The organism is Tsukamurella pseudospumae, assembly GCF_001575195.1.
GTDB lineage: Bacteria > Actinomycetota > Actinomycetes > Mycobacteriales > Mycobacteriaceae > Tsukamurella > Tsukamurella pseudospumae.
Genome location: NZ_LSRF01000056.1, coordinates 368,689 through 390,921, shown reverse-complemented (window position 1 = coordinate 390,921; position 22,233 = coordinate 368,689). Strand labels below are relative to the sequence as shown.

20 protein-coding genes and 2 tRNA genes are annotated in these 22,233 nt (G+C 69.5%); 8 read left to right on the top strand and 14 right to left on the bottom strand.

All coding sequences use genetic code 11. From position 1 onward, the window contains the following. Positions 1-2 precede the first annotated feature (2 nt). Positions 3-75, bottom strand: a tRNA-Asn gene (locus tag AXK60_RS16290). Between the two features lie 139 nt (positions 76-214). Then, positions 215-805, bottom strand: coding sequence for a cysteine hydrolase family protein (locus tag AXK60_RS16285; RefSeq protein ID WP_068572578.1), 591 nt, complete (start codon positions 803-805; stop codon positions 215-217). A gap of 113 nt (positions 806-918) precedes the next feature. On the opposite strand from AXK60_RS16285, the gene AXK60_RS16280 reads away from it, so the two are divergent. Then, positions 919-1,893, top strand: coding sequence for a GlxA family transcriptional regulator (locus AXK60_RS16280; protein ID WP_068572576.1), 975 nt, complete (start codon positions 919-921; stop codon positions 1,891-1,893). An 88-nt stretch (positions 1,894-1,981) separates the two neighbouring features. Here the strand turns inward: AXK60_RS16280 and AXK60_RS16275 are convergent, their stop codons facing one another. From AXK60_RS16275 to AXK60_RS16265, 3 genes are all read right to left on the bottom strand, one after another. Further along, complete coding sequence (locus AXK60_RS16275) at positions 1,982-3,604, bottom strand: hypothetical protein (RefSeq protein WP_068572574.1); 1,623 nt, start codon at positions 3,602-3,604, stop codon at positions 1,982-1,984. Between the two features lie 147 nt (positions 3,605-3,751). Beyond that, positions 3,752-4,576, bottom strand: a complete 825-nt coding sequence (locus AXK60_RS16270) for an adenylate/guanylate cyclase domain-containing protein (RefSeq protein WP_068572572.1) — start codon at positions 4,574-4,576, stop codon at positions 3,752-3,754. A gap of 30 nt (positions 4,577-4,606) precedes the next feature. Continuing rightward, a complete protein-coding gene (locus AXK60_RS16265; protein ID WP_139057999.1) occupies positions 4,607-4,804 on the bottom strand; it encodes a hypothetical protein in 198 nt (65 codons plus the stop codon). A gap of 185 nt (positions 4,805-4,989) precedes the next feature. On the opposite strand from AXK60_RS16265, the gene AXK60_RS16260 reads away from it, so the two are divergent. Next, positions 4,990-5,063, top strand: a tRNA-Ile gene (locus AXK60_RS16260). Between the two features lie 469 nt (positions 5,064-5,532). On the opposite strand, the gene AXK60_RS16255 is transcribed toward AXK60_RS16260, so the two are convergent. Continuing rightward, a complete protein-coding gene (locus tag AXK60_RS16255) occupies positions 5,533-6,477 on the bottom strand; it encodes a WD40 repeat domain-containing protein (protein ID WP_139057998.1) in 945 nt (314 codons plus the stop codon). Between the two features lie 448 nt (positions 6,478-6,925). On the opposite strand from AXK60_RS16255, the gene AXK60_RS16250 reads away from it, so the two are divergent. Further along, complete coding sequence (locus AXK60_RS16250; RefSeq protein ID WP_280512892.1) at positions 6,926-8,434, top strand: glyceraldehyde-3-phosphate dehydrogenase; 1,509 nt, start codon at positions 6,926-6,928, stop codon at positions 8,432-8,434. 85 nt (positions 8,435-8,519) lie between these two features. Here the strand turns inward: AXK60_RS16250 and AXK60_RS16245 are convergent, their stop codons facing one another. Beyond that, positions 8,520-9,509: a DUF5685 family protein gene (locus tag AXK60_RS16245; RefSeq protein ID WP_068572566.1), complete on the bottom strand. Its 990-nt coding sequence runs from the start codon at positions 9,507-9,509 to the stop codon at positions 8,520-8,522. Positions 9,510-9,567: 58 nt separating this feature from the next. Continuing rightward, positions 9,568-10,110, bottom strand: coding sequence for an Imm51 family immunity protein (locus tag AXK60_RS27420; protein ID WP_068572563.1), 543 nt, complete (start codon positions 10,108-10,110; stop codon positions 9,568-9,570). 182 nt (positions 10,111-10,292) lie between these two features. Here AXK60_RS27420 and AXK60_RS16235 point away from each other — a divergent pair, with 182 nt between their 5' ends. Then, positions 10,293-10,742 carry a hypothetical protein gene (locus AXK60_RS16235; RefSeq protein ID WP_068572561.1) on the top strand — a complete coding sequence of 150 codons (450 nt, stop codon included), beginning with the start codon at positions 10,293-10,295 and terminating at the stop codon, positions 10,740-10,742. An 84-nt stretch (positions 10,743-10,826) separates the two neighbouring features. Here AXK60_RS16235 and AXK60_RS16230 read toward each other — a convergent pair whose 3' ends face one another. Continuing rightward, the gene (locus AXK60_RS16230; protein ID WP_139057997.1) at positions 10,827-13,403 is read right to left on the bottom strand and encodes a LuxR C-terminal-related transcriptional regulator; all 2,577 of its coding nucleotides are present in this window, start codon (positions 13,401-13,403) and stop codon (positions 10,827-10,829) included. Positions 13,404-13,550: 147 nt separating this feature from the next. On the opposite strand from AXK60_RS16230, the gene AXK60_RS16225 reads away from it, so the two are divergent. Beyond that, positions 13,551-13,913 carry a hypothetical protein gene (locus AXK60_RS16225; protein ID WP_068572557.1) on the top strand — a complete coding sequence of 121 codons (363 nt, stop codon included), beginning with the start codon at positions 13,551-13,553 and terminating at the stop codon, positions 13,911-13,913. A gap of 67 nt (positions 13,914-13,980) precedes the next feature. Then, complete coding sequence (locus AXK60_RS16220; RefSeq protein WP_068572555.1) at positions 13,981-15,405, top strand: cytochrome P450; 1,425 nt, start codon at positions 13,981-13,983, stop codon at positions 15,403-15,405. Here AXK60_RS16220 and AXK60_RS16215 read toward each other — a convergent pair. Continuing rightward, positions 15,402-16,145: a YggS family pyridoxal phosphate-dependent enzyme gene (locus tag AXK60_RS16215; RefSeq protein ID WP_068572553.1), complete on the bottom strand. Its 744-nt coding sequence runs from the start codon at positions 16,143-16,145 to the stop codon at positions 15,402-15,404. The genes AXK60_RS16220 and AXK60_RS16215 overlap by 4 nt on opposite strands. A gap of 63 nt (positions 16,146-16,208) precedes the next feature. Between AXK60_RS16215 and AXK60_RS16210 the strand changes: the two genes are divergently transcribed. Then, positions 16,209-16,451: a hypothetical protein gene (locus AXK60_RS16210; protein ID WP_068572888.1), complete on the top strand. Its 243-nt coding sequence runs from the start codon at positions 16,209-16,211 to the stop codon at positions 16,449-16,451. Here AXK60_RS16210 and dnaG read toward each other — a convergent pair. The 3 genes from dnaG to AXK60_RS16195 are packed head-to-tail and all read right to left on the bottom strand — an operon-like array spanning position 16,448 to position 20,190. After that, positions 16,448-18,382, bottom strand: coding sequence for a DNA primase (gene dnaG, locus AXK60_RS16205; RefSeq protein WP_068572551.1), 1,935 nt, complete (start codon positions 18,380-18,382; stop codon positions 16,448-16,450). The genes AXK60_RS16210 and dnaG overlap by 4 nt on opposite strands. Before the next feature lie 20 nt (positions 18,383-18,402). After that, entirely contained in the window at positions 18,403-19,725 is a 1,323-nt protein-coding gene (locus AXK60_RS16200) for a deoxyguanosinetriphosphate triphosphohydrolase (protein WP_068572549.1), read from the bottom strand. Next, the gene (locus AXK60_RS16195; protein ID WP_068572547.1) at positions 19,726-20,190 is read right to left on the bottom strand and encodes a cold-shock protein; all 465 of its coding nucleotides are present in this window, start codon (positions 20,188-20,190) and stop codon (positions 19,726-19,728) included. A 50-nt stretch (positions 20,191-20,240) separates the two neighbouring features. On the opposite strand from AXK60_RS16195, the gene AXK60_RS16190 reads away from it, so the two are divergent. After that, complete coding sequence (locus tag AXK60_RS16190) at positions 20,241-20,651, top strand: lipoprotein LpqH (protein WP_068572545.1); 411 nt, start codon at positions 20,241-20,243, stop codon at positions 20,649-20,651. A 55-nt stretch (positions 20,652-20,706) separates the two neighbouring features. Here AXK60_RS16190 and AXK60_RS16185 read toward each other — a convergent pair whose 3' ends face one another. Next, positions 20,707-22,110: a glycine--tRNA ligase gene (locus AXK60_RS16185; RefSeq protein ID WP_068572886.1), complete on the bottom strand. Its 1,404-nt coding sequence runs from the start codon at positions 22,108-22,110 to the stop codon at positions 20,707-20,709. Positions 22,111-22,233 lie beyond the last annotated feature (123 nt).

Sequence of the window (22,233 nt, the reverse complement as noted above, 5' to 3'; positions counted from 1 at the left end):
TGCTCCCCCAACTGGACTCGAACCAGTAACCCTTCGATTAACAGTCGAATGCTCTGCCAATTGAGCTATGGGGGATTGAACTTTGACCGAGAAGAGACTCTAGCGCATGTGCGCGCGAGGATGCCAATCGCCTGGTCAGAGCCCTACCTCACCCGCGCCCGGGCCAACATCATCAGCACCGCCGGCACCGTCGACAAGGCCCGGGCGCGCACTCTCATCCGAGAGCAGCAGCAGAGGGCACCACGACGGCGAACAGGTCCCCGATGCCGGCGAGGGCGCTGTCGTGCAGCTGACGGGCCGAGACGGCGCCGGCGGGCGAGAGGAGCGGCCGGGTCGCGCAGGCATCGGCGACGACCGTCGGCCGACTCCCGTGGAGGAACGCACCCTCGGCGGTGTACGCCACGCACATGTGGGTCATGAAGCCGGCGATCACCACCTGCTCGTTGCCCGCGGCGTCCACGAGGTCGCCCAGCTCCGTGCCGACGAAGGCGTTCGGTGCGGTCTTGACGACCACCCGCTCACCGTCGACCGGCGCGACGCGCGGGTGGATCGCGCCGATGTCCTCGCGGACGTCGTAGGGCGTCCCAGGGCCACCGTCGTTGACGACGTGGATGACGGTGGCCCCCGCGGCCCGGGCACGGCGCAGCAGCGCCTCCGCGGCCGTCAGCGCGCCCTCCCAGCCCTCGAGCTCCATCACGCCACGCGTGTAGGTGTTCTGGTAGTCGACGAGGATCAGCGTCGCCTCGGCGAGCGTGGCGGGATCGTTCCCGAAACCGTTGAGCTCTCGCAATGTACTGCGCGCCATGAATTCTCCTTCACATGTCGTGGAATCGCGATGACCCGATCAACGCTACGAAGCGCACGGCGATGTCGCAATGACACGTATGCTGCAGATCCAGACATCGAAGGAGGGCGCGGATGAACCGGCTGATCGTCGTCGTGATCTTCGACCAGGTCGACCTGCTCGACGTCACGGGACCCCCGGAGGTGTTCTCGTTGCTGCAACGCGAACTCGACCGGCCCACCGGCTACCGGGTACTCCTGGCTGCGGCCTCCATCGACCCCGTGACCACCTCCGCGGGCGTGCGCGTGCTCCCCGATGTCACCTTCGACGACGTACCGCGCACGGTGGACACGCTGATCGTGCCGGGCGCGGTCACCGTCGGGCAGGACCGACGGATCGCGGCCCTCGTCGACCCGGACGCCGCCGCGTTCGTCGCGCGCACGGCCCCGCGGTGCCGGCGGGTGGCGTCGGTGTGCGTGGGCGCCCACATCCTGGCCGCCGCCGGCCTCCTCGACGGTCGGCGCGCCACCACGCACTGGTCGACGGCGCAGCAACTGGCCGACGAGCATCCGGAGATCACGGTCGACCCGGATCCGATCTTCATCCGCGACGGTGACATCTGGACGGGCGCCGGCCTCAGCGCCTGCCTGGATCTCGCGCTCGCGCTCGTCGCCGACGACTTCGGTGACGAGGCGGCGCAGCGGGTCGCCCGGCAATTGGTGGTCTACCTCAAGCGTCCCAGCGGTCAGAGCCAATTCAGTGTGCCGCTCGAGCAGGGCGGGGCGTCGCGACGCGTCGACGAACTGCGGCACCACATCCTCACCCACCTGGATCGCCCGCTGTCAGTGGGCGAGCTCGCGGCGCACCTGCACCTCAGCGAGCGCCAACTCACGCGGGTGTTCAGGACCGAGCTCGGGACGACGCCCGCGGCCTACGTCGAGGCGGCGCGGGTGGAGGCCGCCCGCAATCTGCTCGAGACCACCGACGACACCGTCGCCCGTGTCGCCGCGACGTGCGGGTTCGGCACCGTCGACACCCTGGCCCGAGCGTTCCGCCGGACCCTGAGCATCACCCCCGCGCAGTACCGCGAACGGTTCCGGATCCGCTGACCCCGGACACACGAACGCCCTCGGGGAGGCCTCCGAGGCGCCTGTGGCGCTCCGAGGGCCTCCCCGAGGGAGTCATGCGATCCGACTGTTAGGAACCGGTCGAGCAGGTGCCTGCCTTGACCTGAGCCGGCGTGCACACGGTCGCGTCGGCACCAGCGGTGACACCGGCGCTCACAGCGGGCTTCTGGGTCGCCTGCGTGCGGGTCGCGGCCTGCGGGGTCACGGCCGGGGCCGTGGTCGTGGTCGTGGCGGCCGGAGCCTGGGTGGTCTCCTGAGCCTGCGTGGTCTCAGGCGCCTGAGGCTTCGTCACCGTGGTCTCCGGAGCCTGCGTCGTGGTCTGCGCCTGCGTCGGCGCAGCCGGACGCTCCGCCGGCTTGGTGGTGGTCGTGGTGGCACCGGCACCGCCGGTCACGCTGCCACCCGCACCACCGGTCACGGTGCCGTTGCCCGCACCGGCGCCGCCGGTCACGTTGCCACCCGCACCACCGGAGACGGTGCCGTTGCCCGCACCGGCGCCGCCGGTCACGTTGGCGCCCGCACCACCGGTGACGGTGCCGTTACCCGCGCCACCGTTGACGGTGGCACCCGCGTTGCCCTGGACCTCGACGCGGTTGGCGTTGTCCGAGCTGGGCTTCGCGACGGTCGCCTGGACCGACGTACCGATCGCCTCGTTCAGCGACGCGGTGGTGCCGGCCTGGATCGTCGCACCCTGCAGGGCGACGGGCAGCGGCGCGACGACGCTGGCGTCGAGGTTGACGTTGCCGGTCACCTTGGCGCCGGGGAGCGCGAGAACGGGCTCCACCTTCGCCGAGGTCGGCAGCGGCTGCAGCACGACACCGGGGGCGACGGGCGCCGTCACGGTGGTGGTCGTGGTGGTCGACGTCGTGGTCGTGGAGGTGTAGATCGGAGCGGTGATCCGGTCCTGGTCACGGACCTCGACGACGCGACCCGGGGTGACCGCCCACACGGGGTAGTACGGGTCGTTGAACTTCGGGTTCGCGTGGCGGTACGGGTTGTTGCCCAGGTTGATGCCGATGGACACCGAGATCAGCGGCTGCGGCTTCGGCTGGGTCCAGCTCTTGGGGTAGACCCAGAACACGGGCACGTCGACGTGGAAGTCGGCCTCGAACCACGGCTTCGGGTAGCTGGGCTTCTCCCACGGACGGGGCTGGCCCGGGTGCCACGGCTTCACGCCGAGCTGACGGCCGTACAGGGTGTAGCAGGTCTGGGTCTGGACCTCGGTGCTGACGCTGCCACCCGGAGTGGTGGAGGTCTGCTTCCACGAGCCGGTCTCACAGATCTGCTGGTAGATCGCGATCTCGTCGCGGGTGTAGTTCCACGGCTTGTAGTTCGCCGGGCGGACCATCGGCGCCGGGGGTGCGGGCTGGGGCGCGACGCGGATGCCCGGGATCTTGGGCGCGGCCGGGTAGTAGACCGTGGTGTTGTTGCTGGTCGAGGTGATCGTGCCCTGCGGCAGACCCGAGTTCGCGACGGCCTGCGCGGCGACCGCGTTGCCGACCATCGTGACGCCCTTGGGCGGCACGGCGACACCGTCGGTCTGGAAGGCGCCGGGGTTCGCGGTGAACTGGTCACCGGTCACGGGCTGGAAAGCGACGGGGCTGTCTCCGCCGGTCGACTTGCCACACCCGGCGAGGAGGCCCGCCACGGCCACGACGGCGAACGACGCGGCTCCGATCTTCTTCGTATTCATGTGGTTCCCATCCTTGGGTGATTCGACGGTGCGCTGTCGCGCCCCGCTGGACTCTCGGACTCGATTCACACGCTCTATACGGACCTTGCCACGGATCGTTACAGCCCGCGGTAAGTATTTCGAGAAGTTCAGGGTTGTCCCGGAGGTTCAGTACAGCGGGCGCACAGAGAAGACCTGTAGCTTCTGCGGCGCGCCCTTGGCCTTGAACCGGCGGGGTCGCACCTGGTAGCGATCCCTTTCCGCGATGGAGAAGACCGTCTCGGACGCGAGCACCTCTCCCCCGTTCGCTGCCTCCGCGACCCGGGCGGCGATGTTCACGTCGACCCCGATCAGGTCGCCCTTGACCCGCCGCGGCGTGCCCGTGTGCAGGCCCGCGCGCAATGTCGGGCGGTAGTCCTCGGCGAGGTCGATCATGCCGACGGCCTCGATCACCTCGTACGCGGCCTCGATCGCACTGTCGCCGTCGAAGGCGGCCAGGGCACCGTCGCCCATGGTCTTGACGATGACGCCGCCGTGCCGCTCGACGATCTCCTTGGTGGTCTTGTTGACCGCGTGCAGCAGTCGCACGATGTCGTCGTCAGAGCGCTCCAGCGCCCACGTCGAGAAGGCCACCAGATCGGTGAACAGGATGGTGATCGGCTTCGGCGGCAGGTAGTCGCGGTCGCGACGGCTGATCATCGCCTGCCAGGTGGCCGTCGCGAGGGTGCCGAGCTCGCGGGTGACCGTCGGCTCGTCGCCCACGATCCGGTCCACCAGCTTCGACAGCCGTTCCGTCGACTCCGCGTCGGGCTGGAACAGTTCCTTCTTGGGGCCGCCGGGCATGTTCTCCCGGGCCGCGCGGACCAGCCCCGTCATCGCCTTGCTGCGGTTCGCGGCGTGCGCCGCCGCTGCCCCCTTGGCCAGCATCTTCCGCCCCTTGCGGGGCTCGGGCCCGGCTGCATCGTCGGGCAGCGCGAGAGCGTCGTCGACCATGCGATCGAGCGTAGCCGTCCGGTCCGCGACCTACGACGATGCCCAGCCCTCACGCCGCGCGCCGTAGCGCGCCGCGCACACGTAGACGTCGAGCTCGGCCGCCGAGTTGAGCACCGCCTTGACCACGCGCCACAGCCCGAGGCTCTCCCGGCGGCCCGCCGGCGGCCGGATCCCCAGGTTGAAGTAACCGCTGCGCACGTCGTAGTGGTCGAGCACTCGTACCCCCATGTCCGTTTCGGGTGATCCGCATCACACGTTAGAACGAGTTCCCCCGTTCTGGATCGAAACGGCCCACGACGCGCCGGGCCGTAGCCCGACGGTGCGCCGTTGCCCGCCCCGGCACCCGTCCGCCGGGATCGGGTTCGACGGTGCGCGGGTACTATCGAGCCGCTGCGGGCCCCGCCCGCGCGTCGGGGGCGATAGCTCAGTCGGTTAGAGCCGCGGACTCATAATCCGTAGGTCGTGGGTTCGAGCCCCACTCGCCCCACATCCCGAGCCACAGAGTGCTCCAGGGAGATCTCGATGTCCTGTGGGGCCGCGGGATCCAGACAGTAAGACGACGTGCCGACGACCGTGCGATGAGACCTCACGACGAATGCTCTCCGGTTGGGCACGTCGGCTTCCAACTGCGCCGCGAGGTCGGACGGTACGGTACGGCGGGGCGCGCACGTGGGATGCGCTCCCACACCTGCGCCCAGTCGAGCGCCTCGAACAACTCGTCTGCATCCTCGCGTGAGAACGGAGCGACCTGCACATCGAGTTCCGGCGCAACGACGACCTGGGTGGGCAACCTCATGAACCGACACGGTGTGCCGGAGCGCACCGTCGGCCCCGAGGACGCGAGCCGACCGCTATGCGACCCGACAAACGACGAGGCGCCGCCGCGCGGCTACCGAAGGGTCACAATCCGTGTCCGAAGGATTTCGTGGCATGCGCGCACGACAGGTCACAGGAGCTCACTCGTCCCCCAAGGTGACCACCGACACCGACGCCACGCCCCCTCTCGAATCCTGCTGTACCGCCAACCGTGCGCCATCGCGGCTGTACGCCAGCACACCGGGTGACGAGATTCCCACGGTGAGAGTTCGCGTCACTGCCCCGGACCGACTGTCACGGATCTCGACCGAGTCGGGCAAAGACACGGCGAAGCTACGCCCGTCAGGAGCGAGTGCCGCTCCTTCGACGCGGCCGACCTGGGCCCCGAGCCTGGTCCAACTGACGCCGTCCCACGTACTTGCGTCCAGCCCCGACACCATCGTGCCTTCTGGGCGCGACGACGTAATGAGCGCGACCGAGCCGGTCGACGAGAACCACAGATTCGCGATGTCCGCGCTCACGACATCCCTGGAACTACCGAACGGGCGAGTGAACTCACGCAGCGGGCTACCGCCCTCCGCGCCGAGCAGACGCCGGCCATCCGGCGAGTAGGCCGCCGCTGTCCACATCGATGATGTCGGACCGAGCGTGTCATTGATCTTCAGCTGCCGCTGCCGCGCGCAGCTACGGGGCTCCCAGACCGACAGGTAGCCCCCCATCTGCTCGGTAACCAACTCCGCCCCGTCGGGAGAGAAGATCAGCGGAGTACCGGCACCATCGGCGTCACCCGTCCGGCACAGTTGCGCCCCCGAGTCCGCATCGAGGACCACCAATGCTTCGCTTCCGCTACTGACGGTGCCGATCGTCGCAAGCGTGCGTCCGTCCGGCGACAGCGCCGCAGTAATCGTGCCCTGGGCGAAATCGGGGCGGACCACACCGTGTGTCCGCGTACGACCGTCGGCACTCCAACGCTCAACCCCGCCGGACGCGAGGACCAGCAACTCGCCGTTCGGCGCATACCCGATCAGTCCGCCGGGGACTTTCACCACATGCGTGTCACTGCCGTTCGCCGCCGTTGCAGTCACGTCCTTCCATGGTCGCCAGACCACTGCGACGACCAACACCGCTGCTACGAGGACTCCGACCGCGCCGAGCGCCCAGTACGTCGCCTTCCGATTCCGCGGAGGACCGGGCGGGAGCGGATTCAATCCAATCGGAGCAGACCAGCGATCCACATGATCGGGGCCACCGTGCTGAGGGACCGGGCCACCGTACTGAGGGGCCGGGCCACCGTACTGAGGGGCCGGGCCACCGTACTGAGGGGCCGGGCCACCGTACTGAGGAATCCGACCGGGCTGGTTGGGAGGCAAAGGGCCGGGATACCGTTCGGTCATCGTCGGAGTTTCCCTCCTTCGGCACTGCACTGCGCACGTTGGCGACGAAGATCATCCGAACGAACTACTCACCCGCATCGTCCGCCCAGGAACGGCCCACTTCGCCCGTGCTCCGGCGCACCGTTGCATAATGTGGAGCGTGACGCAACAGCTGGATTCGGATTCCCCTTCGTACGACGCCAACGCCCGCGGCGCGTACGACAGCCACCGCGACGCCTGGGTGGCGCGCGAGGAGCAGGCCGAGCGCCTGATCCCGATCATCGGTCGCCTGTACCGGCAGTTCGGCGTGGTGTCGTCGATCCACGGGCACCGTCTGATCAACCTCTCCACCTCCGCGGTGATCTCGGCGCACGAGCGCGCCGAGGAGCTGGGCCACCAGGCCCTCACCCTGGAGCAGACGGAGAAGGTGCTGCGCGGCCTGCTCGCGATCGAGCCCGAACCGGCGTCCATCGACATCGCGCGGCTGGCGAAGCTGGCGGGCGACCTCGACACCGACGAGGCGATCCAGGAGCTGCTCCGCGCCGAGATCGCCAAGCGCAACGTCCCCGTGCACGGCGAGGACGGCGGCGCCGACGTGGTGCTGTACGGCTTCGGCCGCATCGGCCGCCTGCTGGCCCGCATCCTGATCAGCCACGCCGGCAACGGCCACGGCCTGCGCCTGCGCGCCATCGTCGTGCGCCGCAGCGTCAAGAACGACCTCGAGAAGCGCGCCAGCCTGCTGGCCCGCGACTCGGTGCACGGCCCGTTCGCCGGCTCGGTCTCGATCGACGCCGAGAACGACGTGATCATCGCCAACGGCACCCGGATCCAGGTCATCTACTCGGACGATCCGGCGACCATCGACTACACCGCGTACGGCATCAAGGACGCGCTGATCGTCGACAACACCGGCCGCTGGCGCGACGAGGAGGGCCTCGGCCAGCACCTCAAGAGCACCGGCGCCGCCCGCGTGCTGCTCACCGCGCCCGGCAAGGCGCCGCTGAAGAACATCGTGCACGGCATCAACGACAGCACGATCGAGGACACCGACACGATCCTCTCGGCCGCCTCCTGCACCACGAACGCGATCACCCCCGTGCTCGCGGCCCTCGACGAGGCGTACGGCATCCAGCGCGGCCACGTCGAGACCGTGCACTCGTTCACCAACGATCAGAACCTGATCGACAACCTCCACAAGGGCGACCGCCGCGGCCGCTCGGCGGTGCTGAACATGGTGATCACCGAGACCGGTGCGGCCAAGGCCGTCTCGAAGGCGCTGCCGCAGCTCGAAGGCAAGCTCACGGGGTCGAGCATCCGCGTCCCCACCCCCGACGTCTCGCTGGCGATCCTCAACATCACCCTCGAGAAGCCCACCACCAAGGACGAGGTCAACGACTACCTCCGCCGGGTGTCGCTGCACTCGAAGGTGCGCCAGCAGATCGACTACATCGAGTCGCCCGAGGTCGTCTCCAGCGACTTCGTCGGCTCGCACCGCGCCGGCATCGTCGACGGTCTCGCGACCATCGCCGACGGCAAGGACCTCGTGCTCTACGTCTGGTACGACAACGAGTACGGCTACTCCTGCCAGGTGGTCCGCGTGCTCGAGCGCATGTCCGGCGTGCACCCGGTGGTCATCCCGGCCCGCGCCGACGTCCGCGTCGAGGCCTGACAACCGGGCCCGATAGGCCAAGGCCCCCAGTAGAACCCGTCACCGCCCCGGTGGAAGCTCCCGCTTCCACCGGGGCGGAGTCGTCTCAGGAGCAGTCGCAGCAGCACCCGTCGCCGCAGCAGCAGTCGCCATCGCAGCAGCAGTCCCCCGCGTTCTCGCCCGCGCCCGCCGACCGCCGGCCCTCCTTCTTCTTCGCCTTCTTGTCCAGCGACACGCCGTTGGCCGCGAGCACTGTCGCCATCGCGGTCAGCAGCAGCGGCCGGACCAGCCGATCGTCGCGCATCCGTACCCGACCCAACCGGTCGATCACGATGCCCTGCAACACCTTCAGGCGATCGACCGCCTGCTCGACGGTCGTGCCCGTCGCATCGAGCGGGTTGTAGTCGCCCCGGGCTCGATCCCCTGGAAGGTCCTCCACGGCATCGGCGAGGTGCGCGAACTCCCCGTAGGCGCGTCCCAGTTCGGACAGGGGAACGACGTTCTCCGGGCGTCCGGCCAGCGTCGCCGACGCGGCGAACATCTCCCCCACGGCCTGCGCGGTCGGCGCCGTCACGTCGGCCAGGGAGGTCGCCCGGGCCTCGATCCGCGCCTGGTCCGCCAGGCCGCGCAGCGAATCCGACACACGCGCGGCCTCTGCGACCGCAGCGTCCGCCACCGCGCCTCCGGCCAGCCGCCGCTCGGCTCTCCGAACGAGCTCGACGGTACGCCGCCCCACCACCGACGTCCTCCCCGCGAGGCCGAACTCCTGCTCCGCGACCCGGTCACCCAGCTTGGCGGCGGCCAACGTCAACGAGGCCGTACTCGCCAGCCGCACACCGAGTTCCGACGGCGCGATCACCTCGGCGCCCCGCATGCCCCGCAGTACGCACGGTCCGGCCGACCGGGTGGACGCGGGAACGCCCTGCTGCGCCTCGACCAGCGCGGACAGCATCGCCGCATCCGTATTGGTCGCCACGCGGGCGGGCTGCCCGCCGGTTTCCCTCAGCTTCAGGCACAGCCCGCACAGGTGAGCGCGCCAGCGGGCGCGCAGCTCCGGCTCGAGGTGGGCGACACACGGGCGTACGAGTCCGAGCACGGGCGGTCTCCGATCAGTGGCTACAACCGGGTCAGTACCACCCATTGTGCTGCAATGGTCAGTCGTCGAACTCGAATCCGTCGGCCTCGGCGGCGGCGACCACCTCTCGGAGCCGCGCGGGATTGTTGACCACCGGGGCCAGCTTCGCCCCGAGCAGCACGAGCACATCGCGGTCGTCCGCCCGGGCGCAGAACATGCCGGACTCACTGTGCAGGCTCACCCGCTCCACGAGTTGCGGTGCCACCCGCTCGGCGACGCCCTGCCAGAAGTAGCCATTCGGCTTGTGCCCCGACTCGACCACGGCACCGTCGGACGGGGTGCCGCCGACAACGAGCAGGAGCGAGTGCGCGCCGGACGGCGTCTCGACCAACGTGAGCGGAGCGATCCGGGTGGCGTCGCCGCCCGAGCGCAGCTCGAGGAGCTTGCGCACGCCGCGCCACGCCATCAGCACGGCGAAGGCCCCGACCAGGGTCGCCGGATAGCGCAGCCACGGGTTCAGCGGCTCCAGCAGCCAGAACAGCACGCCGAGGGCCACGATCACGGCGACGAACTCCACGATGTCCCAGGGGGTGAACTGGCGATCCTCGTCGTCGGTCAGCACGTCCCGAACACTACCGAGCCGCTGCGCTCGGACGCCCGGCGGCCATACCGTCGGCGCGTGTGCCGTACCTGACCTCCGCGAGCACACAGCCGACGGAAATCGAGTAGCCCGGTACTCGCGAGTTCTCACCGTTCACGGGTCATCGTGGGATCACCACCGAACAACACGCGACAGGAGTCACCATGACCACCAACCAGACTCGTTCCGCGATTGCGGCAGCATGCCTGACCCCCGCGATACTGCTGGCCGGATCGGGCGTCAGCTCCGCTCTCCCCGGTCCGATCACGACCGAACTCAAGAGCACCCTTCGCTACACGCTGACCGCCAAGGGATTCCCCGCGTCGATCATCAATATCAGCTACATCGGCGACGACGGCCGAGTCGTCGACGAGAACAAGGTCTTCGTCGGCGCGGGGTACAGCTGGACGCGTACGGCACGGGCGCCGATCGGCACCTACCCCACACTGAAGGTGTCCGTCGAGAGTGCCGGCCTCGCAGGAATCGCACTCTCGTGCACGGCGACCAGCACGCCGATCCTGAATCTGGCCAACACCCCTAAGCCGATCGTGAGGTCGGGAACGATCGAGTTCGCCGGCGGCTTCTCCCAGGCCGTCGCGAAGACCTGCGGCTGACCTCCCCGTCGCCGGCCGGCACCCCGCGTCGGGGCACCGGTCGTCGTCGGCGCGCCTACCGACTCGACGACGCGACGCGATCCATCACAGAAATGTACGCAAGGCGGATCGATCGGAGACTCCGGCCTTCGCGAAGATCCGGTACAGATGTCCCTCGACGGTGCGCACGGACACGCCCAACTCACGCGCGATGTCCTTGTTGCTCAGGCCCGCCACGACCAGCGCGGTCACGTCTTCCTCCCGCGTTGTGAGCGTGAGGGTGCGCCTGGCCGCGCGCACCGCCGGCGTACTCTGCCCGGTTGCGGCTACGAGGCGGTTGAGCCGAGCGCGATGCGAATCGGCCTCGGGCGCGTCCGACTCCATGACGGCGTGCGCCGCAGCGTCCGCTGCCGCGCAGAGCAGTCCCAAGGTCTCGAACGCGTCCGCCGCATCCCGGAGCCGACTCGATGCGTGTCCCGCCAGACCGCGCGCGTGCAGGAGGACGGCCCCGCTGTAGCGACTGCGCAGTCGCCGGTCCAATGCCGCAAGTCGGTCCGCGAGATTTCGATCCCCCAACCGCACGGCGAGGTGCAGCGCCAGCACCTCACCTGCGTACGACTGCTGGGACCGGTAGACGGCAGCGGCGCGCATCGCCACATCGCGCGCTCCCGTGATGTTGCCGCGCGCCGCCGCGACGAACGCGCGGGTGAGCTCGAGCGAGGGCTGATAACAGACAAGGTTGGGCAGTACCGCTGCTTCGACGAGTTCGCACGCGGCACCCGCCGCCTCGGCGTCTCCGCGCTCGAATTCGGCGGACGCCAGGATGTGAGCCGCGAGCAGGTGCCACCCCGAATGGACGGGCTGCGCCAGCGACATGCGCAGCAGCCGCACCGCATCGTCGAGCTCGCCGCGCGCCAATGACACTCGTCCTTCCAGCATGTCGACGATGGCTTCGGCCGACGGCTCGCCGCCCGCACGGATCCGCCACCTCGCGATGACCGTGTCGGCCTCGTCCAGGGAGCCCTCGAGCACGTCCCCGAAAACCTGCCCCACGGCGATGTTGAACTGCACCAGACCCGTCGCCGACTGCGCGGCGAAGCCCTCCCCGCGCTTGACCACTGCTCGGAGCGACGCCGATTCCCCCGCCAGGCCGAAGTAGATCGCCGCTGTTCCCGCCAGGCTCACGGCCGCCTCAGGGAGGCCGTTCGGGGCCGCTAGCAGCCTGGGGGCGGCCTCGGCGAGCGACGATCCGTCGCCGAGGAAGAAACGCATCTGCGCCTCGATCCCCTCGATCACGTCCAGAACGGGCGGCAGGGTGGCGATCGACCGGGCGCCGTCGAGCACCTTGAGCGCCGAGTCGGGGCGGGCCTCGTTCCAGTACAGACTCACCACCCGCAGGACTGCGACCCGGATCGCGAGCAACTCCCCGAGGTCCTGCTCGACGTACGGTGCCATCAGGGCCTCGACGTCGCCGCCGCGCCCCTGCCAGGTCAGCGCATCACCCAGGACCAGCGCTGCGGACACACCGCCTCCGTTCGCCACAGCCCACCTCGCGAGTTCCTCGCCAACCTCGAGTGCCGCCATCGCCGTCGCCCGACCGGCGGCGGTGCAGACCTGTTCGAGGTCGACGGGAAGGTCGGACTGGATCCGCAGCCGCGCGGCGCGCACGAGCGTCCGGGCGTCGGGCGCGGCACCGCCGGGGCCTCGTCGTCCCAATTGCTCGGCGAGCCGGCCCCGCAACGATCGCGCGCGAGTCACGCCGGTCCGTGCCCGGACGACGTCGCCGAGGAGCGGATGTTCGACCCGAACGACGTGTCCGGAGCCCGCTGAATCGATGATCACCAGCCTGCGGGATTCCAGTTCCGCCATGGCGGCGGTGCCTCCCGCGGCGACGACCGCATCGAGGGCCAGTTCCTCTGCGAGCGCGATCATGGCGAGCGTATCGGACGCTTCGGCGGACAGCCCCGTCAGCCGCTGAGCGAACAGTTCCGCGAGATCGGATCCCATTTCGAGCGCGCCATCCAAACGCCATGTCCCGTGGTGTGCCACCACCGCTCCCGTATCCATGCAGACCCGGACCAGGTTGCTCACGATGAGGGGAACGCCCTGCGCGTAGCGGTGCAGTGCCTCGACGGCTTCAGGCTCGACACGGCCGCCCAGGAGAGCGCACACGAGCTCCTCACTCTGATCGCGATCGAAGCGCTGCAGCGTGATCCGCCGGAGATGCCCGTCCTTCCACAGCCGCGCGATCGGGTCGGGAAGCTGTTCACCCGCCCTGGCGGTGACGATGACCGGCCCTCGACGGGCGAGGACGTACTGCTGGACGACGATAGCGGTGAGCGCGTCCAGCAGGTGCGCATCGTCGACCACGAGCAATCGGTGCGCCTCGTCGGCGAGCGACCGGTGAGCCGCGGCGAGCAGCCCGATGGGATCCATCTCCGCGCGAACAGCGACGAGGTGCCCCAATGCGCCCAGCGGAATGGCTCGCGTCGACTCCGTGCCGGCCACCCATCGTGCATCGACCGAGGGCGCGAATCTCCGGGCGACGGTGCGCGCGAGCACCGTCTTGCCCGTCCCCGGCTCGCCCACGATCAGCGCGCCGCCGTTGGCCCCGGATACCGCGAGCATTGCCTCGGACGTTTCCACACCCCGCCCGACGATCGCCGACTCCCCCGCATCCACGGCAGAATTCTATATCCGTACTTCGTACGAATCCCCGGTTCCGAGCGCTCGCACCACCGTTTTCGAGTAGCGGACCACTCGTGTGCTCCACGGACTATCGCGCCATTGTTCAAAGCGCACAATCCCTCATCCACTGAAGGAGCCCTCATGACGCTCAATCACAAGGTCACGGCCGCACTACTCGGCATTCTCGGCGCGATTCCGCTGACCTTCCTCGGCAGCGGCGCCAGTTCCGCCGAACCGGCGAACGTCGGATTCGACGAGCCCGTCGCCACCCCCGTCGGCGCGAAGATCTTCGTCCGCAACTGGGGCTACGGCGACGCCGGCTGGTGCACGTACCACTCCCGCCCCAAGGGGGCGAGTTTCGACGACGTGCGGATCGGGTTCCGTCTGCCCTCGGCCGGCCGGTACGACGTCTACGTGTACGGAGCGCGGCCGACGGGCAAGCACTACATCATCGGCGTGGACTGCACCAACGCCGCGCCGCACAGCCGCGAAACGATCTACTGACCGTCCGGAACCGCGGCGCCGGGCGCCACCCGGGCGTACCGTCGAACCGTTCGATGGAGGTACCTCGATGGGCGGGTGGCACCGCAGGGCCGCGAGCGCGGCCAGCGGACTCCGTAGTCTCGGCGCGGACGCCGACGCCGCGGAGCCGCTGAACGAGCCCACCGCGTCACACGGCACCGACCGCGACCCGGCCCCGGTCGGGACCGGCGGGCGGGTCACGCCCCGCACCGTCGGCACACTCTTCCGGCATACCTGGCACCACGCGGACGCCATGTTCGACGATGCCGCCCGGCTCGGCGAGGTGGTTCGGTACCGCTACCCCGCAAACCCGGGCCAGACGGTCGTGATCAGCAATCCAGCGCACGTGCGGGCCCTCCTGACTGCGAACCCCAGGTTCGCCGACACTGCGGCGCGGTTGTATCCGATTCGGCCCGTGGTGGGTCGCAGCTCCGTCCTCACCTCGGTCGGGCCGTGGCATGCGCACCAGCGCGACCTGCTGCTACCACGTTTCCACGGCGTCTCCCTCGCGGGACATCGCGCGGCGCTGGAGACCGCAACCGACAGAGCCCTGTCCACACTTCCGATCGGCACCGCCCGATTGGCACGGATCGCCGAGTCGGTCGCCCTCGACGTGATCCTGACGTCGCTGCTGGGGCCCAGGGAGCAGCTGACCGACGCCGAGACCCACCTGCGCGGTGTCTCCGAGTTCCTCCTGTGGGCATCCGGCCGCCACATCGCCAGGGTCGCCCAGATGGTCAACTCTCCGTGGCGCGACGCCCAGCTACTCAACCGGCCACCGATGTGGCTCTGGCACCGCAACCTTCGACACGTGATCTCCGAACGCCGCCGCTCGCCGGACCCAGGCGACGACGTCCTCGGACTCCTCTTGCGGGCGCACGCCCCTGACGGTTCCGCCCTGACCGACGCCGAGATCTCCGACGAATTGCTCACGCTGCTCCTGGGCGGACACGAGACCACTGGCAACGCGGTGGCCTGGACATTCGAGCGGCTGACGCGACACCGCCGGGCATATCACGCCGTACGCGACGCCGCATTGGCCGGCGAGGACGATGTCGTGCAATCCGCCGTCCTCGAGTCGCTCCGGAGCCGGCCGGTTGTCCCCTATATCACGCGGGAACTCATGGTGCCGTGGCGATTCGGTGACCACATCGTGCCGGCGGGCACGGTCGCCGAGATCAGCGTGCTGCTGCTCCATCACCGAGATGACCTCTACCCCAGGCCGTTCGCCTTCACCCCGGAGCGATTTCACGACGCTCGACCAGCCCCGTTCACCTTGCTCCCGTTCGGCGGAGGACATCGACGATGCCTCGGCGCCCCGCTCGCGAACGCCGAGATCACCTATCTCGTGCGAGAGATTCTGCGCCGAACCGAGCTCCGCACCCACGATCGCCCAGGCGAGCCCGCACGGCACCGCAATGTCACCATGGTTCCCGCGGCCGGCGCCAGAGTTCAGGTGCTCTCGGTGCGTTAGCGCTCGGCGGGCCAGTAGTGGCTGTCGGGCAGCGCGCGCGAGCCGAAGATCGCCTGGCCCACCCGCACGCAGGTCGAGCCCTCCTCGACGGCCAGCTCGTAATCGCCGGACATGCCCATCGAGAGCTCGGTGAACTCGGGCCACTTGTCCAGCGACCGGTCGCGCACCCCGCGCAGCACCCGGAAGCACTCACGCACCCGGGCCTCGTCGGAGGAGAACTCCGCGAGGGTCATGAACCCCCGCACGCGCAGCGATGTGAACGTGGGCAGCGCCTCGAGGAACGCCGGCACCTCGGCGGGCGGCAAGCCGTACTTCTGCTCCTCCGCCGACGTGTTCACCTGCACGTACACGTCGAGTCCCCGGCCCAGGGCCTGCAGCCGACGGTCGAGCGCCTCCGCCACCCGCAGGCTGTCGAGGGCCTGGAACTCCGCGGCGACGGCCGCGACGTCCTTCGCCTTGTTCGTCTGCAGGTGCCCGATCACCGACCACGACACGTCGAGGTCCGCCATCTCGGCGCTCTTGCGCTTGGCCTCCTGCGGCTTGTTCTCGCCGAGCTCCCGGCAGCCCGCCGCGACAGCGAGGCGCAGCCGCTCCTGGGGCACCGTCTTGCTGACGGGCAGCAGTCGCACGTCCGACGGTGACCGCCCCGCCCGGACCGCGGCCGCGTCGATGCGGCGCAGGACCTCCGCGATGTTCGTCTCGAACTCTTCGACGGTCTGCGGGGGCGGGTACGAGCTCATGGGTCGAGCCTATCGGCCGGGCGGACCGCCATGGTCCCGGCCCGCGGCCGGTACAGTGGCCTCATGATCCGACTGGTTATCGCCGCAGGTGCGGGGTACGTGCTGGGCACCAAGGCCGGACGCCGCCGCTACGAGCAGATCAATCGCACCGCGAAGGCCATCGCCACCAGCCCCGCCACGAAGAAGGCCGTGGAGATCGGCCGCCGCAAGCTCGCCGAGCAGCTCAACCCGGACCCGAAGATGCGGACGATGCGCGAGATCGACGCGCAGACGGTGATCTACTCCCCCAAGACCGACCTGGACTAGAAGGCGCTGTCGCCCACGGCCATCTTGAGCAGGCTCTGCCGGTAGCTCTCGAGCGCCACGAGGTCGCCGAACAGGCGGTTGTAGTCACCGTCGGCGCCGGGCGACATGCGCCGCAGCTTGGACTTGAGGTCGGCCACCTGGGCACCGACCCACACCTCCTGCAGCCGCGCCATCACGGACTCCACGTACCGCGGCGACGGATCGCCGGCCACCTGCAGGGGCTCCACCGCCAGTTCCGTGACCAGCGGTTCCAACACCGGGCCGTCGACGCTGCGCACCACGGTGTCGACCCACTCCGGGCCGCCGAGACCCGCGGCGATCCCGCCCGCGGCCTCGATCGCCAGGCGCACCGCGCGGTACGCGGGATCGGTGAACATGTCGTCGGACAGCGCGTCGAACACCATTCCCGCCAGCGCGGGAACCTGCAGCGCGGCCTTGAGCACCTCGCGCTGCACCCACAGCACCGGGTCGCTCGGGTCCGGACGCTGCGGCCCCGTCGGGCGAGGGGCGGGAGTCTCCGGGAACGGCGCCACGGGCTCGCGCAGCCTCGTGTTCGACGGTGCCGGCGCCCCCGGCCCGGGACGCCCCTCGCCGCGACGGATCCGCGCGGACTCCTCGCGCACGCGACGCAGCACCTGCGTCACGTCGTCCCAGCCGACCCACCCGGCCAGCTGGCGGGCGTACTCGTCCCGCAACGCCATGTCCTTGATCCGGGCGACGACGGGCACCGAGCGACGCAGTGCGTGTACGCGTCCCTCGGCGGTGTCGAGGTCGAACTCGGTGATCAGCGTCTTCACGGCGAACTCGAACATCGGGACGCGCTGCGCGATGAGGTCGCGGACGGCCTCGTCGCCGTGCTTCTGCCGCAGCTCGCACGGGTCCATCCCGTCGGGGGCGACGGCGACGAAGGTCTGCCCGGCGATCTTCTGGTCGCCGTCGAAGGCTTTCATCGCGGCGGCCCGGCCGGCGGCGTCACCGTCGAAGGTGTAGATCACCTCGCCACGGAAGTAGCTGTCGTCCATCATGAGTCGACGCACGAGCGAGACGTGGTCCTCGCCGAACGCGGTACCGCAGGAGGCGACGGCGGTCTCCACGCCCGAGGCGTGCATCGCCATGACATCGGTGTAGCCCTCGACGACCACCACCTGATGCCCCTTGGCGATGTGCTTCTTCGCATGGTCGAGCCCGAACAGCACCTGGGACTTCTTGTAGAGCATGGTCTCCGGCGTGTTCATGTACTTGCCGAGATTGTCGTCGTCGAACAGCTTGCGCGCGCCGAACCCGATCACGTCGCCGCCGAGGTTCTTGATCGGCCACAGCAGCCGGCGGTGGAACCGGTCGATCGGGCCGCGCTGCCCCTGCTTGGACAGTCCCGCGGCCTCGAGCTCCTTGACGTCGAAGCCCTGGCGCAGCAGCGCCTTCGTCATCGTGTCCCAGCCCGACGGGGCGTACCCGCAACCGTAGAACTGCGCGTCCTCCTCGGTGAACTCCCGGTCCCGGAGATACGTGCGCGCGGTCTCGGCCTCCGGCGTGCGGAGCTGCTCCGCGTAGAACTTCTGCGCGGCCGCGTTGGCGGCCACGAGGCGCATGCGGGTCCCACGGTCCTGCTTCGGGCCGGGGCCGCCGCCCTCGTAGCTGATCTGGATGCCGACCTTGTCGGCCAGCTGTTCGACCGCCTCCACGAACGGGACGTGCTCGATCTTCTGCAGGAAGGAGATGACGTCGCCGCCCTCGCCGCAGCCGAAGCAGTGGAAGAAGCCCTGCGTGGGCCGCACGTGGAAGCTGGGGGTCTTCTCGTCGTGGAACGGGCACAGGCCCTTCATCGACCCCACGCCGGCGGGCCGCAGTGCCACGTACTCGCCGACGACGTCCTCGATGCGCGCACGGTCGCGGATCGCCGCGATGTCACGCTCCGGGATTCTGCCGACCACGAGTTCGAGTGTACTGCCGCTCAGCCCTCGAGGACCTTCTGGTCCAGCCGCTCGAGCCGGGTCTCCGTCATCGACGCGATCTGATCGATCACCACGCGCAGCCGGACGGCGTCGGTCTCGGCGGCCAGGTAGGCGGGCGAATACAGCGGGTCGATGTGCGACGGCGACCCACCCATCAGGTAGTCCGCCGCCCGGTGGATCCGGTCCCGTTGCCCCTGCTGGACGGCCAGGTGCAGCTGATTCGAGTAGATGTACTGCAGCGCCATGGTTTTCAGCAGGATCACTTCGGCGCGCACCGACGGCGGCACCGCGACATCGGCCTCGTACCGGCACACCGGCTCGTTGCCCGTGGCGGCGCGGGTCGCGTCGATCGCGGCGGACGCGAACCGGCCCACCAGCTCACTCGTCATCCGCTTGAGGGCGACGGACGAGGCGAGGCCACCGTCGTACTGCGCAGCAGCGGCGACGACCTCGAAGGAGGCGAGGCGGGCGCCGGCCTCCTCGAGCTCGGCGGCCTCCGCGCCGCGGAAGCTGTCGGCGCCGAAGCCGGACAGGCTGCGCACCTCCTCCCGCGAGGAGAGCGCGCGCAGGTCCAGCCGGCCCGACAGGACGCCGTCCTCCACGTCGTGCACGGAGTACGCGACGTCGTCGGACCAGTCCATGACCTGCGACTCCAGGCTCTGACGGGTCCCGTGCGGCCCGTTCTCGCCGCCGCGCATCCAGTCGAGGACGTGCGCGTCGTCGTCGTACACCCCGAACTTGCCGCCGGGCTCGCGGCGCAACCACGGGTACTTCGTCGCCGCATCGAGGGCGGCGCGCGTGAGGTTGAGGCCCACGGAACGTCCCTGGTCGTCGAGCACCTTGGGTTCGAGCCGGGTGAGGATGCGCAGGTTCTGCGCGTTGCCCTCGAAGCCGCCGATGTGCCGGGCCACCTCGTCGAGCGCACGCTCGCCGTTGTGGCCGTAGGGCGGGTGGCCGATGTCGTGCGCGAGCCCGGCGAGGTCGACGAGGTCCGGATCGCAGCCGATGCCCAGCGCGATGCCTCGGCCGATCTGGCTCACCTCGAGCGAGTGGGTCAGCCGGGTGCGCGGCGTATCACCCTCGCGCGGGCCCACGACCTGCGTCTTATCCGCGAGGCGGCGCAGGGCGGCGCTGTGCAGCACACGCGCGCGGTCGCGGGCGAAGGCAGAGCTGTGCCCCTCCCAGCGCAGCGCCTCCCACTGCGGCCCCGAGAACAGCGTCGGTTCGGAATCCGCCTCGAGGCCCGCCGTTTTGGGTCGCTCGGCGACGAGCCTCTCGACATCGGCCGGCTGGTAGGCCGCCGGCCCGGGCAGCAGCGGCACCTACTCGGTGACCCAACCGCGCGCGAAGGCGAAGTCCGCGATGCGCTGGCGGATCTCGATGATCTGACCGGCGGTGAGATCGTCCGAGGAGTCGAGCAGCAGCTCGGTCAGCTCGTCGACGAAGGACTGCATGTCGAGCGCGCCGGCGACGGCGGCCGCGCGCGGCGCGGAGTCCCGACGGGGCGCGTGCTCACGCCGATCGCCCCGGTTGTCGCGCTGGTCGCGGTTGTCGCGCCGGGGCGCCGACGATGCCGCAGGCGCGCCGCCCACGACCGCCACGTTCACGGCCTTGAGTCCCTTGTCGCCCTTCTCGACGTCGAAGGTCACCGCCGTGCCGGGCCGCAGGGCCGACTCGTCGAAGTCGATGTCGTTCACGTGGAGGAAGACGTCCTCGCCGCCCGCATCGGGCGCGAGGAAGCCGAAGCCGCGCTGCGTGTCGAAGTGGACCACCTTGCCGTTCGTCATGCCGTCGAGTATCCCACGGCCTGCCGCGATCCGGCCGGTACGGTGTGTCTATGAAAATCGCGCCAGTCGTCCTCGCGGGCGGCGTCCTGGTCGCCCTCGCGGCCTGCACCTCCCCCAACACCGACTCCAGCACCGTGGTCGAGATCGACGGCAAGGCCGAGAGCGCAGCCGAATTCGTCAATGCGGGCTGCACCCGCACCGGCGATTCGATCACCATCGGATCCGGCAGCGTGCAGACGGCGCGGGGCATCGGCGCCATGCTCACCGAGGGCAACCCGCCCACCGTGTCGAGCCTGTTCATCGCCACCGGCGGCAACGTGATGACGGTGCTGAACACGCCCGTGGGGCAGGTCGGTTCGGCGAAGGCGTCGAAGGCCGGCAACCGGTACACCATCACGGGTGAGGCCCGCGCGGCGAACCTGAGCACCAAGAAGTTCCGCGTCGAGATCACCTGCAGCTAGAAACGCCGCCGCCCGCCCCGCGAGCTGCGGGACGGGCGGCGGCGTCAGCGTCTGATCAGCAGCCGGCGAGACGCGCGGCCAGGTACTGCTGGATCTCCGCGAGCGGCACGCGCTCCTGCTCCATCGTGTCGCGCTCGCGCACGGTCACGGCGTCGTCCTCGAGGGTGTCGAAGTCGACGGTGATGCAGAACGGCGTGCCGATCTCGTCCTGGCGGCGGTAGCGCTTGCCGATGCCCTGAGCGTCGTCGAACTCGACGTTCCAGTACTGGCGCAGCTGCGCGGCCAGCTCGCGCGCCTTCGGCGACAGCTTCTCGTCGCGCGAGAGCGGCAGCACGGCGGCCTTCACCGGCGCCAGGCGACGGTCCAGCTTGAGCACGACGCGGGTGTCGGTGCCGCCGTTCGCCTTCGGCACCTCCTCCTCGGTGTACGCGTCCACGAGGAAGGCCATCAACGAGCGCGTGAGGCCGGCTGCGGGCTCGATGACGTACGGCGTGTACCGCTCGCCGCTCTGCTGGTCGAAGAACTCCAGCGACTCGCCCGAGTGCTTCGAGTGGGTGCCCAGGTCGAAATCGGTGCGGTTCGCGATGCCCTCGAGCTCGCCGAACTCGCTGCCCGCGAACTCGAAGCGGTACTCGATGTCGACGGTGCCCTTGCTGTAGTGGCTCAGCTTCTCCTGCGGGTGCGTGAACAGGCGCAGGTTCTCCGGGTTGATACCCAGGTCCGTGTACCACTTGAGCCGGTAGTCGATCCAGTACTGGTGCCACTGGTCGTCGTCACCGGGCTTGACGAAGAACTCCATCTCCATCTGCTCGAACTCGCGGGTCCGGAAGATGAAGTTGCCGGGCGTGATCTCGTTGCGGAAGCTCTTGCCGATCTGGCCGATGCCGAACGGGGGCTTCTTGCGCGCCGTGGTCATCACGTTCTTGAAGTTCACGAAGATGCCCTGCGCCGTCTCCGGGCGGAGGTAGTGCAGGCCCTCCTCGGACTCGATCGGGCCGAGGTAGGTCTTGAGCATCATGTTGAAGTCGCGGGGCTCGGTCCACTGGCCCTTGGTGCCGCAGTCCGGGCAGACGATCTCCGTCATCGGCACGTCGTCCGGGTTGACCTCTTCGCCCTTGGCGGCGCGCTTCTCGGCGTACGCCTCCTGCAGGTGGTCCTGACGGTGCCGCTTGTGGCAGTTCAGGCACTCCACCAGCGGATCGTTGAAGACGGAGACGTGGCCCGAGGCGACCCAGACCTGGCGGGGCAGGATGATCGCGCTGTCGAGGCCCACCACGTCGTCGCGCGAGGTGACCATGTTGCGCCACCACTGCTTCTTGATGTTCTCCTTGAGCTCCACACCCAGCGGCCCGTAGTCCCAGGCCGACTTCGTGCCGCCGTAGATCTCACCCGACTGGAAGACCAGCCCCCTGCGCTTGCACAGGTTGGCGACGATATCGACTTTGGTTGCTTTGGCCACGGCGCGCTTCATCTCCGAGAAGGTTGTGAAAAGGAAAAACGTACGGATCGACTCTACCGTTCGCTCCCCCACCCGCGGCGCGATGGGACGCCTGCGCCGACGAGCTTGACGTAGTCGATCCCG